Annotated in this window: 16 protein-coding genes; 5 read left to right on the forward strand and 11 right to left on the reverse strand. The window is 35.9% G+C overall.

The window, feature by feature from the left end; all coding sequences use genetic code 11:
• Positions 1 to 8: 8 nt before the first annotated feature.
• The 11 genes from GRFL_RS14855 to GRFL_RS14905 form a co-directional block, all read right to left on the reverse strand.
• The gene (locus GRFL_RS14855; RefSeq protein WP_083646179.1) at positions 9 to 491 is read right to left on the reverse strand and encodes a YybH family protein; all 483 of its coding nucleotides are present in this window, start codon (positions 489 to 491) and stop codon (positions 9 to 11) included.
• Between the two features lie 19 nt (positions 492 to 510).
• Positions 511 to 1,059 (reverse strand): potassium channel family protein, encoded by a 549-nt coding sequence (locus GRFL_RS14860; protein WP_394330317.1) that lies wholly within the window; start codon positions 1,057 to 1,059, stop codon positions 511 to 513.
• A gap of 562 nt (positions 1,060 to 1,621) precedes the next feature.
• Complete coding sequence (locus tag GRFL_RS14865; RefSeq protein ID WP_083645367.1) at positions 1,622 to 2,173, reverse strand: DUF3347 domain-containing protein; 552 nt, start codon at positions 2,171 to 2,173, stop codon at positions 1,622 to 1,624.
• 19 nt (positions 2,174 to 2,192) lie between these two features.
• On the reverse strand, positions 2,193 to 2,645 hold the full coding sequence (locus GRFL_RS14870) for a heme-binding domain-containing protein (RefSeq protein ID WP_083645368.1): 453 nt from the start codon (positions 2,643 to 2,645) through the stop codon (positions 2,193 to 2,195).
• The gene (locus GRFL_RS14875; protein WP_083645369.1) at positions 2,646 to 3,248 is read right to left on the reverse strand and encodes a DUF3347 domain-containing protein; all 603 of its coding nucleotides are present in this window, start codon (positions 3,246 to 3,248) and stop codon (positions 2,646 to 2,648) included.
• Between the two features lie 57 nt (positions 3,249 to 3,305).
• A complete protein-coding gene (locus GRFL_RS14880) occupies positions 3,306 to 3,692 on the reverse strand; it encodes a DUF302 domain-containing protein (protein WP_008991354.1) in 387 nt (128 codons plus the stop codon).
• A gap of 19 nt (positions 3,693 to 3,711) precedes the next feature.
• Entirely contained in the window at positions 3,712 to 6,081 is a 2,370-nt protein-coding gene (locus GRFL_RS14885; RefSeq protein WP_070237423.1) for a multicopper oxidase domain-containing protein, read from the reverse strand.
• Positions 6,078 to 7,295, reverse strand: a complete 1,218-nt coding sequence (locus tag GRFL_RS14890; RefSeq protein ID WP_083646181.1) for a TolC family protein — start codon at positions 7,293 to 7,295, stop codon at positions 6,078 to 6,080. The genes GRFL_RS14885 and GRFL_RS14890 overlap by 4 nt, the downstream gene beginning before the upstream one ends.
• The gene (locus GRFL_RS14895) at positions 7,292 to 11,032 is read right to left on the reverse strand and encodes an efflux RND transporter permease subunit (RefSeq protein ID WP_083645370.1); all 3,741 of its coding nucleotides are present in this window, start codon (positions 11,030 to 11,032) and stop codon (positions 7,292 to 7,294) included. The genes GRFL_RS14890 and GRFL_RS14895 overlap by 4 nt, the downstream gene beginning before the upstream one ends.
• Positions 11,033 to 11,136: 104 nt before the next feature.
• Positions 11,137 to 11,553 carry an HYC_CC_PP family protein gene (locus GRFL_RS14900; protein ID WP_083645371.1) on the reverse strand — a complete coding sequence of 139 codons (417 nt, stop codon included), beginning with the start codon at positions 11,551 to 11,553 and terminating at the stop codon, positions 11,137 to 11,139.
• 78 nt (positions 11,554 to 11,631) lie between these two features.
• Positions 11,632 to 12,066 (reverse strand): hypothetical protein, encoded by a 435-nt coding sequence (locus GRFL_RS14905; protein ID WP_009778905.1) that lies wholly within the window; start codon positions 12,064 to 12,066, stop codon positions 11,632 to 11,634.
• Positions 12,067 to 12,264: 198 nt separating this feature from the next.
• On the opposite strand from GRFL_RS14905, the gene GRFL_RS14910 reads away from it, so the two are divergent.
• The 5 genes from GRFL_RS14910 (at position 12,265) to GRFL_RS14930 (ending at position 14,671) form a co-directional block, all read left to right on the forward strand.
• Positions 12,265 to 12,687 (forward strand): HYC_CC_PP family protein, encoded by a 423-nt coding sequence (locus GRFL_RS14910; protein WP_139839217.1) that lies wholly within the window; start codon positions 12,265 to 12,267, stop codon positions 12,685 to 12,687.
• 177 nt (positions 12,688 to 12,864) lie between these two features.
• Positions 12,865 to 13,446 (forward strand): helix-turn-helix domain-containing protein, encoded by a 582-nt coding sequence (locus GRFL_RS14915; protein WP_083646183.1) that lies wholly within the window; start codon positions 12,865 to 12,867, stop codon positions 13,444 to 13,446.
• A 71-nt stretch (positions 13,447 to 13,517) separates the two neighbouring features.
• Positions 13,518 to 14,120: a WG repeat-containing protein gene (locus GRFL_RS14920; protein WP_009778902.1), complete on the forward strand. Its 603-nt coding sequence runs from the start codon at positions 13,518 to 13,520 to the stop codon at positions 14,118 to 14,120.
• A gap of 51 nt (positions 14,121 to 14,171) precedes the next feature.
• Positions 14,172 to 14,441 carry a hypothetical protein gene (locus GRFL_RS14925; RefSeq protein ID WP_083645372.1) on the forward strand — a complete coding sequence of 90 codons (270 nt, stop codon included), beginning with the start codon at positions 14,172 to 14,174 and terminating at the stop codon, positions 14,439 to 14,441.
• An 11-nt stretch (positions 14,442 to 14,452) separates the two neighbouring features.
• On the forward strand, positions 14,453 to 14,671 hold the full coding sequence (locus GRFL_RS14930; RefSeq protein WP_009778900.1) for a heavy-metal-associated domain-containing protein: 219 nt from the start codon (positions 14,453 to 14,455) through the stop codon (positions 14,669 to 14,671).
• Positions 14,672 to 14,682: the final 11 nt, after the last annotated feature.

The raw sequence follows: 14,682 nt of genomic DNA on the forward strand, positions 1-14,682 counted from the left end.
TTTAAATTTTATTTTACATTTCTTGACGAAGAATGTGTTTTAATAATCTTCCATTTACCATCCATCTTTTTTAAGATAGACGTCGCTACTCCTTTTTTCTTTATCGTTCTACTTTCGCCTTTTTCATCTGGATTGAGCACGATAGTGTAGATGTAGGTTTCAGTAGTAAATGCATAAGGCAAATCTACTTCCGCATCAATTTCATAATCTGAAAATTCAAATTTTTTGAAATGCCCCAACTCAGGCCCCAAATGGTGTTCTATATAGTGCGCATACGAGCCTTCTACACCACCAGATTCAAATACTTTTGAATCTTCTGTAAATAGTTCAAATGTCCCCTCGGTCGTTAAGTTTTGTAGTGCATCTTTGTAAGCTTTCATTACTGCGATAACATCTTCTTTATCTTTAGAATCTTTATCATTCTGTGCATTGGTAATGCTGACTGTTGAAATGAGAACAGTTATGAGTGTAATAATTTTAAGTACTTTCATATTTATATTTTTAAAGGGGTTATTTGTTAACGTGAATTCTATTAATGTTTGCAATACCAAATACCAATACCAAAAAGCTCAAGAAAACTTCCATCATTACCAATAGTTTACCTGCAATATTCAATGGTACAATATCTCCGAAGCCAACCGATGAAAAAGTAATTAAGCTGAAATATAAAAACTCAAAAAACTGTAATGAAAATGAGCCATTGAGCGCTGTACTCGATTTAAAATTTTCAGGGTTCAAAGTATATAAAGCGTGATAATCTGCTGAAAACGAAAGGACAATCAAAATAATCAATACTCCAAATAAAGTAAGAACGTGGGTTAGCTGATGACTTTCGCCTATTATTTTACTTAACTGTATAAAAGTGAGCCTTACGATAAAAATGGTTTTGACCAAAGCCAAACCAACAATTATAAAGGGTAGAAATTGGCTGGCGGAATCTACACCTACCCATAGTATATAACTTAACGATAGAGCAATCACTATACTTGCAGTAAGCAATACCTTTTTAAACAGTTGCTTGTAAAAGCCAATTCTTTCAGATTTTTCTATTGTGTTCACTTTAGTCATTTTCAATTTATTTCCTTAACTAAATAATTGAAGCGCCAAAGCACCACCAACTATTAAGATTAGTATGGTATATATTATGTAATTGAACCATTTTCTAACTACAGACTTTTCAGTTGTATTTTGACACCCGTCTTTGCAACACTCTTTCATTGTTATATCTTCCTTTTTTATATGCAAAATCCTTTAAATAATACTTGAAAATGAGAGGCAACCTTTATTAACCAATAAACCAACCAAATGTTTACCCCTCACAATCAAGTACTCTTCACTAAACTTCTCTTCATCATAAATTTTTAATTGCCTGACATAGGAAGAGAGATGTTATTATTTTAGGGATATATTCTCTCTCCCTTGTGCAGGCTGCTATTAACCAAATCAACTTTTCTTTTCAAAATTAATTGTGCCTGACTAGGGAAGGAACTAACACTAACCATCAACATTGTTTTCCTTCCCAGGACAGGACTTAAAAACTATTCGGATATCTTTATCATTTTACAACCTTCTGTTAACTAATAAACCAGAACATTGAAAATATTTTTATACAAAAGGCTATCTATTGAATAGTTTTTTGAACTTTTCCACATTTAAGCATTTTGCTTCCGTAATACGGGTTCCTAACTTCGTTACTTGTACTTAACCAAGCACTACCTTTATCATACATTGGGCAAAATTGCTCGTATAACGTGCTTTTTGTACCCGTAATAGCTACCATATCAGTAATATCCTTACTTAACGTTTTAAAATGCTCGCGTTGGTGGTCTATGGCACTTTCAGAAATATGTTCTGCGTGCTCGGTAGCATCTTCAATAATATCGGCCAATTCTTCTTGGTGTTCTTTGGTATAGCTACTGGTATCAAAGGCTTTAAGAGAAGCTACCAATTTTGTGCCTTCTTGGGCTGCCTTTTTGCTATCGTCTGCCACCAAGGCATCTTTTAGACTGAAGTAATCATTTAAAATTGCTTCTGCTTTTGGATCACTGTTCATATTCATCATTTTACCGTGGTCCATTTTATGGTCCATCTTCATTTTTTCCTTTTCCTGTGCATTGGTAAAAGAAACTACCAACAACAACATAGTGGCTATACTCATTTTTAACTTTTTCATCTTTTTATTTTTTAATTATTTATAAGCTGTCTTTTAATTGTGTTACCCAATTGATTATTTCTTCTGCCTCTGCTTCTGAAAACCTTGCGTCTCTATGAATGAACGTATAAGAATCTAAAGGCATTTCGCCATTTTCAATCTGTTTGATGATAGACCTTAACTTACTGGTCTTTCTTCGGGTTGATAGTGAATCCCATTCGTTGAAATTCAGTTCGGCCTTGCCTTCTTTAATATGGTCTTCCAAAAACCAAGCAACAGGCTGAACTTTGTTATACCACGGGTATTGCGTATTATTACTGTGACAATCATAGCAGGATACCTGTAACTTGTTTTGAATGTTCTCTGGAACATCATTAACCAACATAAAATCAGTTTCGGGTACAGAATCACTTTGGTTACGAGATGATGGTATAAATTGAATACCTACAAACACCACCAATAAAACAATCGCTATGATTTTTACTATTTTCATTTAGTTGATTTCTCGCTGCACTTTGCCACAGGTTAACATTTTGCTACCGTAGTAGGGATTACGCACTTCCTCTTTAGTACTTAACCACGCCGTACCGCCATCATACATAGGGCAAAACTGCTCGTAAAGCTTCATCTCTGCTCCTGTTATAGCTACCATATCTATTACATCTTTACTTAAAACTTTAAAATGTTCGCGCTGGTGTGCTATATCACTTTCTGAAATGTGTTCTGCGTGTTCAACTGCATCCTCAACAATATCCTTTAATTCCGATTGCTGGGTATCGGTATATTGTGAGGCGTCAAAATTTCCTAAGGATGTTGCGAGGGTTGCCCCAAGTTCTTTGGCTTTGCCATTATCATCTCCCACCAACGCATTCTTTAAGTTGAAATAGTCATTTAATACCGCTTGCGCATTACTATCTCCACTCATTGCCATTTCCTTCTTTTCGCCGTCGTGATGACCATCACTGTTATCGTGGTTCATTTGTGAATGGTCTCCATCCGTGCTATTTTGTTCTTTGCTGTTGTCTTTACAAGACATTACTGTTAAGGTTATGAATGCTATCGCAACTATACCTAATGTTGATTTTAATTTGCTCATTTTGTTTTAATTTAAGTTTGTGTTTATTAATTATTATTACTGCCTTTTTATAGTGTCTTATAATTTTTCAATGACGTTTTCCAACATTGCAGTTATTTCGCTGGCTACCTCATTCAATTTTTCATTTTTTACAGCTTGCATTGATGCCATTGGGTTTACGGCCGCAACTTCAATGATACCTGCTTCGATTTCCTGTACTATGACATTGCAGGGCAACATCGTTCCAATTTTATCTTCTGCTTGCAAAGCTTTATGTGCATAGGGCGGATTACAAGCTCCGAGTATCCTATACTTTTTAAAGTCTATATCCAGTTTTTTCTTTAGTGTTTCTGTTACATCAATTTCTGTAAGGATTCCAAAACCTTCTTCCTTTAATCCTTGTGTCACTTTCTCGATGACCTCTTCGAAGGTTCCATTGATTGTTTTATTAAAATAATAGTTCATCTTTTTAATTTTTAGTTGTTTAAAATCTTGCTAATAGTCCACCACCCAATCCATATCGGTTATTGTAGTTAGCTTGGATTGAAAAATTGCGCGAAAGAATGTATGCAACCCCTACCAACCATTGTGTTTCGCTTTCAAATGATTTATTATTCTCTAAATCATTGACCCATCCAAAATCTGCTCTGTATTCGTATTCGCCTTCCAAAAAAATTCTTGGAAAAATCAATAATTCTCTGTCCAAACGTATTCTTGGGCGTAGCTGATGGTCCATACTCACATCTACATTAAATCTATAAGGCGTAAAATACTTTACACCAACCAATCCTACGGTATTAAATGTATCGTAAGAATCTGGTGTTGACGTTTCGGTATTTACTCCTGCATAAACACGTACCCAATCGTTCAGATACCTATTATAACTTATTTCGGCTTCAAGATTTTGGTCGTAATCGAACTCTGTTCTCAAACCAAATTCATTTCGGATATTGCTCGACGTTAAAAAGAGTTCATTAAAATTTGAACCTGCACGAGCCAATCCCCACGAATAATAATGGTCTGTCTCATCGATAAGTTTCTGAACTGGATAATCTTTCATTCTATCATCCCTTGGGGTATCGTAACTAAACACTCTTGCCATACCACCCATCATATGGTACAATACGTGACAATGAAAGAACCAATCGCCATACTCTTCGTTATAAAATTCAATAATAACTTTCTGCATTGGTGGTACGTTCACGGTATGCTTTAATGGGGAACGTTCTCCTTTTTCATTGATGACCCTGAAGTAATGACCGTGCAAGTGCATTGGATGGTGCATCATAGTCAGGTTATTTAATGTAATTCTGGTTACCTCGCCTCCTTTTATATTTATCTTATCGGTTTCTGATAATGGAACCCCATTCATACTCCATACATAGCGATTCATATTACCTGTTAGGTTAAGCAACACTTCATTTACTGGTAAATCTGCCTTAAATTCAGTTTTTTCTTTTGCCTCTAAAAAATCATAGTTGAAGTATGTCTTTCGCTCCTCATAATCAAAAGAAGTAGAATCCTTCTGCATCATTGGCATATTGTGCATATGACCTTCCATTTTATTTGATGCTCCATTATGGCTCATTGACATCGAGTCTTTTTTCATTCCCATTGTATCATCCATCTTCATATCCATTTGGTCATTCATTTTGCCATCTTTCATCGACATCTTATCGTTCCCCATTTTCATCTCGCCGTCCTTCATATTCATCTTCATTCCGTACTTCTGCATTAAAACTTCGGGTGTATTCTTCTTCTTGTTTCCAACCATTGCAGGTGCTCCCATTTTCATATCCATTTTAGCCATTTGCTTCATCATCGCTACCTTATCAGGTCTATCAATTCTTTTGGCTGGGTAAAGAGTGCCATTACCTAACTGTATAGAGGTATGACCTGAACCATCTTGAGCGGTTGCGGTAATTTCAATAGTTCCTTCTGGAATAGTTACAATTACATCATACGTTTCGGCTATGCCAAAGAGAAATCTGCTTTTGGAAACGGGTTGCACGTCAACACCATCACTGGAAACCAACATTGGGTTACCTCCGCCAAAGTCCATCCAATAATAGGTAGAAGCCGATGCGTTAATGAAGCGAAGCCTTACTTTTTCGCCAGCCGTAAATTCTGGATACTCTGCCAGTTTTTTACCGTTGGACAAAAATGCGGGATAATAAATGTCTGCAATATCAGCCCCTTCCATACGGTCTCTCCAAAATTTAAGTTGAGCACCAAAGGCACCTTCTGAAATGACCCTACTTAATGGCACTGCTGTGCCTTTTTTAACTTGATACCACTCGTTACCTCTTTTAAGGTTTCGTAATACATTCATTGGTTTTTCATTGGTCCAATCTGATAATACCACGACTAAATCTTTATCATATTCCAAGGTTTTCTCTTTTGGATGAATGATAATAGACCCATAAACACCTTTTTGTTCTTGTAGCATTGTGTGGGAATGGTACCAATATGTTCCCGATTGGTTGATTGGAATCCTGTATTGGAAGGTTGTTCCTGGCTCAATCGGTGGGGTAGTTAAATATGGAACCCCGTCGTAAAAATTGGGAAGTATCAATCCGTGCCAATGCACTGAAGTTTCTTCATCCATTTTATTGGTTACGTTGATTATAGCAAGGTCTCCTTCATTAAATTCCAAAACAGGCCCAGGGATACCTCCATTGATGGTCATTGCATTGGCAGTAACACCTCCAAGTGTCATTTCGTTTTCCTCAATGGTAAGGTTATACTCCTTAACAGGTCGCCCATCTTCCTTTCTATCATTTCCGTTTGTGCCTACTTGGGCAAAAATTGAAGTTGTGAAAAGTAATAGCGTAATAATTTTTATTGTTTTCATTTTGTCAAATAATTTATGATGGCATATTCTGTATAATACCCTCTATTAGATTCGATTAAATTGATTTGAAACCTTAACTGCAATTCTTGTACATCGAGCACATCGTTAAAATCTATAGTTCCGGTTTCGTAATTCTTAATGAGAATTTCTTCGGCGTCATTCGCCTGCTTTAAATTGTCTGTTTGTACATTAAACTTAATTCTCATTGTATTTCTATTATAAATAGCTTGTGCAAGACGTGTTTCAAGGTTATTGAGCCTCTCTTCTTTCTGTGATTTTATTTCCAATTGTTTCAATTCATTTTGCTTTGTCACTGACTTATATTTATTATTGAAAATGGGAATTGAAATAGAAACCATAGGCATCACAATGTCTTTACCATTATCGGAAAAATTCATATCTGGACGTTCTGATACAGGCACATAGTCCAAACCAAAACCGATATTGGGCGCACTCTCTTTTTGGTTTAATAATTCGGCTTCTTCGATAGATTCATATAATTTATCGTATTTAATAAGTTCTGGGTTAAGCTGTAGATTGTCAGTCAAAATAAACACATCTTCTTCGGGAATTATCATCTGCTTTACGACCTCTACGGCAATATTTTCATCACGATTCAAAAGATTATTAAAGAGCGCTTGCTCCGCCAAATAATCTTGTTCCAGCACTTCTTTCTGCTGAATCAACTCGTTCTGTCTTATCTGAAGGCGAAGTACATCAACCGCTGATGCCTTTCCCACTTCTACAGAGGTTAATGCAAGGCGTTCATAGGTTTCCAGAAGTTCTATATTCTCATCCAGAATACCCTGTTTTGCACTTATGGCATAGAGTTTATAATAGGATTGGGATACTGATAACGAAAGTTTTCTTTTTGCAATCGCTATATCAACAAATTGGGCTTCGGCCATTGATGAAGTATAGTTTTCCCTTGCTGATATGGTTCCAAACCAAGGCAACATTTGCTTTACTGAAAAACGTGCACGTTGCGCCCCTGTTCGGGTTTCTGGTTCGCTCACAAAGTAGCCTACGCCAATCTCTGTATTTGGTAACCAATCTGCTTCATTTACCTTTTCTTCCGCTATGTTGTAGCGCAATTCAAAAGCTTGAATTTCTGGATTATTCTTTTCAGCTTCCTGAATATAGGATGCTAAATCTTGTGCATTTACTTCCGCGAAAGCGAAAAAAACAAATATTATTAAAATTATATATCTCATTTTGTAGCTCGTTTTAATTGAAATTCCTGCTTCCAACTGAATAAAACTGGCACAACAAATAGCGTTACAAGTGCTATAAGCATTCCGCCAAATGAAGGGATTGCCATCGGAATCATTATATCACTCCCACGACCTGTTGATGTCAATACAGGTAACAAAGCGAGAATAGTTGTTGCAGTTGTCATTAAACACGGACGGATACGCTTTTCTCCAGCTTCAACTACAGATGCCCTAATTTCCTGTTTTGTTTCTGGGGTATTTCTATCAAAGGTTTGGGTCAAATAAGTTGCCATAACCACACCATCATCAGTTGCAATACCGAATAGGGCAATAAAACCAACCCAAACGGCAACACTCAAGTTTATAGTGTGCATTTGGAACAGGTCTCGTAGGTTTTCACCAAAGAAGCTAAAGTTCAAAAACCAATCCTGTCCATAAAACCAAATCATTAGAAAGCCTCCTGCAAAAGCCACGGCAATACCTGTAAAAACCATAAGGGATGTTGCAACAGAACGGAACTGGAAATAAAGAATGAGAAATATAATTAGCAATGCGAGTGGCACAACTACACCAAGTGTTTTTTCGGCCCTTAATTGGTTCTCATAGGTTCCTGTAAATTGATAGTTAATTCCTTTTGGCACAACAAGCTGTCCATTATCAATCTTCTCTTGTATGAGTGCTTGGGCGTTTTCTACCACATCTACCTCGGCATAACCATCCAACTTATCAAAGAGCACGTAACCTACTAAAAAAGTATCCTCACTTTTTATGATTTGTGGTCCTTGCTCATAACGAATGGTAACCAATTCACTTATGGGTACTGGGTTGCCCTTTTCTACCGGAACATAAATATCTTTTAAATCATTTGGATTTGCACGTAGCTCTCTTGGATAACGTACGCGTATTCCATATCGCTCCCTGCCTTCAACAGTTTGTGTAAGCACCATACCACCTATAGACACTTGTATCACTTGCTGTACCTGCTGTATGGAAATACCATAACGAGCAAGCTTGTCTCTATCGATATCCAATAAAAGGTAAGGTTTACCAACTATTCGGTCTGCAAAAACGGCTTCATCCTTAACACCGTCGGCTTGTTTTAATATATCCTCCAATTGCACTCCAAAGGCTTCTATCTCATTTAAATCTTGCCCTTTCACTTTGATACCCATTGGTGCTCGCATACCCGTTTGAAGCATTACCAATCGGGTTTCAATAGGTTGTAATTTAGGTGCTGAAGTAACTCCGGGAAGTTTAGTTACCTTTACAATCTCTTTCCAAATATCATCTGGCGATTCAATTTCTGGTCGCCAGTTTCTATAATACTCACCATCGTCGTCTGGTATAAGTTGTCTATCAGTAATGTTAAAAGGGTCTTTTAATAAGGTGGCATCATACTTGCCTTCGTCTACTTCCAATTCAACATTTGGATTTGTAACCAAGCTACCATCCTTTAACATAAAGAGACCATCTTCATTAACTTTAAATCGTTGTCTTTCTCTTTTATCATTTAAAATGTATTCAGACTTGTACTGAATTACATTTTCATACATTGACAACGGTGCTGGGTCTAAAGCCGATTCTGTGCGTCCTGATTTACCAACCACCGTTTCAATCTCTGGGATGCTAGCAACGGCCATATCCAATTGTTGTAAAACACGCTTGTTCTCCTCAACCCCAGCGTGAGGCATAGAAGTTGGCATTAAGAGGAAAGAACCTTCATTAAGTGATGGCATAAATTCCTTACCCGTATTCCGCATTATCATAACACCGAAGATGACAATAGCAGTGGGTATGGCTAGAAACAAGAGTTTATTGCGTAACGCCCAATTTAATATGCGCACATAATAGCTCCTAAATAGCGTAAATATACCCAACAGGCCAAAGCATATCAGGCCTACAAATATTAAGTTCCAGAAAATGCTTCTATCTACACCCAATGGTCTCCAATATTCCGCCAACAAGAATACAATGGCAAAGGCTGAAATAAATATGTTGATGATATTAGCTCTATCTGCCGATATTTTTTCTTTAATAGACAGTAAACCAACGATACCATATGCAACCAGTATAAGCCCAAGGGTATGTCCAAAAATTACTGCTAACAGACCAATTATTACTAAAGCAATATTGAGAATGTATCTAAAAGAAATTTTTACATTACGCTTTCTGAAAAAATAGGCTGCAAAAGGTGGTATAAGAAATAATGCCACTATAAGAGATGCTGTGAGTGCCGCTGTTTTTGTGAAGGCCAAAGGTCTAAATAACTTACCTTCAGCTCCTATCATAGTGAATACAGGAATAAAACTTATTATTGTGGTCATAACAGCAGTTAGAATAGCGCCAGAGACCTCGGCTGTGGCATTATATACAACTGTATTCATTGGTAGGTTCTGGTCATTTTCATCTATATGACGCAGTACATTTTCAGATAGAATAACTCCCACATCTACCATTGTACCAATGGCGATGGCAATACCAGATAAGGCGACAATATTGGCATCTACATTAAACAACTTCATTGATATAAAAACCATCAATACCGCCACAGGTAATAGTCCTGAAATCAATACAGAAGCTCTGAGGTTGAATACCATAATGATAATTACGAAAATGGTTATCAAAATTTCTAGAGTCAATGCTTCATCAAGTGTTCCTAATGTTTCCTGTATGAGTTCGGTTCTATCATAAAAAGGAACAATGGTCAACTGCGATGTCCTTCCATCGCTCAGAGTTTTAGAAGGTAAGCCTGAACTTAGTTCATTTATTTTCTCCTTAACATTATTAATAACCGCCATAGGGTTAGCGCCGTAGCGGGCTACTACAACACCACCTACAACTTCAGCACCTTCTTTATCTAAAAGCCCTCTTCTTGTTGCAGGTCCGTGAGAGACATTGGCAATATCCTTTAAGCGTATAGAGGTAAAATCTTCTGAAGTAACTACTGCATTCTCTAGGTCTGAAATAGACTTAACATATCCTAAACCCCGGATTAGATATTCAGCTTGGTTTATTTCTAATGTTTGCGCACCTACGTCTTGGTTACTTTGCTTAACAGCTTTAACGACTTGATTTAAGTCAATTTTATACTGCTTCATCAACTCTGGGTTGACATCCACTTGGTATTCTAAAACGTAACCACCAATAGAGGCTACTTCTGAAACACCGCTTGCTGAGGACAGTGCATATTTCACATAAAAGTCCTGGATACTTCTTAATTCTTGTAAGTCCCAACCGCCTGTTACATTTCCATTTTCATCACGACCCTCTAATGTGTACCAATAAATTTGCCCTAGACCTGTAGCATCCGGACCCAGTGCGGGATTCACTCCGTCGGGTAATAATCCAGCGGGCAACGAATTTAATTTTTCGAGAATACGGCTTCGACTCCAATAAAATTCTATGTCTTCTTCAAAAATGATATAAATACTGGAAAAACCGAACATCGAAGAACTCCGTATGGTCTTTACCCCAGGAATACCAAGAAGTGAAGTGGTAAGCGGATAGGTTATTTGGTCTTCAATATCTTGTGGCGAACGTCCATCCCATTTCGTAAATACAATTTGTTGGTTTTCGCCAATATCGGGAATGGCATCCACCGCTACAGGATTACGTGGTAAGGAACCAGTATTCCATTCAAAAGGTGCATTTACAATACCCCAAGCCACGAATAAGGCTAGTAACAGAACCGCTACTAGTTTATTTTCTATTAAAAATTTGATGCTTTTATTTAGCATATAAATGAGTTTTTAAGTAATTATAATTTTGTTGTCTAAAACAAAAACCAAGCAGTTTAGTCCATACAATTTAATGTTGGACTACAGTACTAATTACTTAAAAATCAAATAAGGAAAGTTTGGTCTAAAACTTGAACATCCCTGACCAAGGGAGGCGGAGAATAATCCGTGAAAGTAGTTTTTTCTGTTTGTTGTTCTGCAAACAGATTTATATAAGTGTAAATAAATGTAGCAACTAATTTCTGTTGCTCTTTATTTAATTTATCAAAAGAAAGTTTTAAGTTATCTTGACCATCTACAACTAATTGCTCGTTACTGCAACAGTCTTTTTTAGCCAAACTGCATTCCGAAGAATCAGTTTTTTGTTGGGTTTCCATACCACAGGTATCTACAGCATCGAACATTGAAGTATCCACTAAAACATCCCCACAATAATGACTTTCAATTGTGAAAGACAATGTAGATAGGAACACTAAAAGTGCCATACAAAAGGATACTATTTTATAAAAAACCTTCTTCATTGGTTCTGCAAAGCTACAAAAATTTCAACATTTTAATTTTGTTTAACATAAATTGAGATTATTTTTTTGAGTAAAATATCAATCCTTTTTACCTGATTGACTTAATGAAATAATATAATTTACAAGGTTTTTAATCTCCAATGGCGGGTTGCCGTGGTCAAAGTTAGTAGACGTGAATTCATTCTCGTTTTTAATCACTTTCAATTTTGCAATGGCAGCACCATCAATTTCCCTTCTCTTAGATGGAGCCTTAAATAAGGAAAGACTTTCAAGCTCTACTTTTTTAACCAATCCAACTAATTTTTCCCATTGCTTTTCATCTATTTCAACAGTAACATCTTTACTTTTATTTCTGTTCTCCTGAAAAAAAAGTATACCTTTTTCAACTTTAATTCTTTGATAGAACCCTCTAGAAGACGCTTCATATTCAAAAGAAAGTTCAGATATTCTCTCTTGAGAAAATATTGACTGTACAATTGTAATTGCCAGTATCGCAATCAGTATCTTCTTCATAACTAAGTATTTAATTCTACAAACATATCAATCTGTATTTTACTGAAATATGACAAAAGTCATTATTCTGTTTAATCTTTAGATTTATATTTGTATGAATGGAAATTTGTTTAACATTCATAAAATATTAATAATGAGCGTATTGAAAGCAAAACTTATTTTACTTAAATGTTAAACAAAATTTCTTAACTTTACCTAGTGAAAACATTTTTTACAAAAATATTGTCTTTCTTTTTGGCAGCATTTATTTTGCTATCAACCTCTTCCTTTACAGTAAATATGCATTTTTGCTGTAATAAGTTAGTGGATATGGCATTCTTCAGCAGAGCTGAAGCTTGCAAGGACAAGGTTCAAAAGGAAAATAATCCTTTTAAAAAATGTACATCATTACAAGAAAAGGATTGTTGCGACAATCAGACTATACTTAAAGAAGCTAATGACAGCTTCAAAAAATCAACTACGGTTTTAGAAGCTGACCAATTAGTATTCTTAAAAACATTTATTTACTCCTACATTAACCTTTTTGAAGGGCTAGATAAAAATATAGTTCCTTTCGAGGCCTACAGGCCGCCCTTGTTGTCTAAGGACATCCATACTCTATACGAGATTTACTTAATTTGATTTTCTACATAGCAGTAAAAGCCCTTTTACTGCACAATTGGTTATAGCCAGCGCTTAGTCTTTGGCTGTAAACTGTTGTACCCTATTCCCTACAGTTTTATTTGCAAATTACCCTGTAAACATACAATTACAGGATTGGCTATTGAGCAAAAGCCCAATAACAATACCCTATTAGATATGACACAACCAAAAGAATTTTGGGTTAAAAATATGGTGTGTAGTCGTTGCTTAAAAGTAATTAAGCAAGAACTACAAGAACTAGGAATAACGGTCCTTTGCCTAGAGCTAGGAAAGCTTTTAGTAGAAGCACCAGACCTAAGCAAGGCACAAATTAACCAAGAGGTTACCCAAGTGCTGCACGCAAATGGTTTTGAGATAGTAAAAAGTGAAGAAGATATGCTTGTTGAAAGAATAAAAATTTTTCTAATCGAACAACTTGATGAGCTACCGCTAACGCTAAAAGTTAAGACCTCAGAACATTTATCATCAACCCTTCACCGAGATTACAAGGCATTGAGCAAACTGTTCTCATATAAGGAAAAGACCACCATTGAAAAGTACTTTATAAAATTAAAAATTGAAAAAGTCAAGGAACTCATACAGCTAAAACAGCATTCCTTCTCTGATATAGGGTACTTATTGGATTACAGCAGTGTAAATCACTTATCCAGACAATTTAAGGATGTGGTTGGATTGAGTATGACAGATTACAAAAACACAGAAAATTGGAAGCGAAATTATTACGATGAAATTATGTAGATATGAACGAAAGTTGTGCAGATAAAGGCTTATGTCATTCGCTATTTTCATCAAACTAAAATGTATAAAAAATGAAAACAATCTTCCTCACATTATTAATTATCCCAATACTGGGAATTGGACAAACCATAGAAAACATTGACTTTGTATCCCCTTTTCACGATGGTCTTTCAGCAGTAAAAAAAGGAAATAACTGGGCATTTATTGACCAAAACGGCTCTATAATCATTGATTTTAGACAAGACTTGGTAAAGACCAAAACCGACAAAGGCTACTATCCTCTGTTCAGTAATGGAAAATGTATTATAGCGCAGAAAAAAGATGATATACTCCTTTATGGGTTTATTGACAAAAAAGGAAACATAAGTATCGAACCACAGTTTCTAAATGTCTTAAACTTTCAAGGTAACAAGACCTTGGCATTAATAGTACATAAAGAGACCATAGGCTTTAATGATATTTTTAAAAAAGATGTTGTTAACTACCATTATTTTGAGGTGGTCATCGATGAGAACGGAAATTCTCTAGACCACCTTACCCAATTGGCTTTACATATTTCCCCAAAATACTCTAAAAGCAAAGAACCACCTGTTATCACATCTAAATTTATTTCTGATAATCTGATAGCAGTAAAAAGCGATGAAAATAAATGGAACTTAAGAAAAATCAAGTAGTAAGATGTATTCACTTAAAGAAAAAATAAAAAAGTAATAAAACTAAAGATTATGAAAAACAATCACTGGATATGGATGATTCTAGGCTGTGGCTTACCGCTTCTGTTCATTTTTCTAACACCTTCTTTTGGTATAGGTGGAGGCTCATCCCTTTTCAACTTCATATTATTTATGTTCGCCATTCACCTGTTTATGCCTCACGGGTCTCACGGCCACGGAGGACACAGACACAACAATGGAAACCATAATAATCACGAACATAATGAAAAGCAGTCTGATGATGGTTCAACAGAGAAAAGAAAAGGACATCAACATCATTAATAGCAAATGTTATGAAACAAAAATTTCAAATAAGCGGAATCAGTTGTGGCGGATGCGTTGCAAGGGTCAAGAAAACCTTGGAGAATCATCCTAATATCGAAAAAGCAGAGATTTTTTTGGCACCAAAAGGTGCTACAATTATCACTATGAACGAAACGCTCTCGGTTGAAGACATACAAAAGCAACTTGATGAACTCAACGGATATACAATTTCAAAAATAAATCAATAACAATTTAAAAC

This window comes from Christiangramia flava JLT2011 (genome assembly GCF_001951155.1).
In the GTDB taxonomy this organism is placed as follows: Bacteria; Bacteroidota; Bacteroidia; order Flavobacteriales; family Flavobacteriaceae; genus Christiangramia; species Christiangramia flava.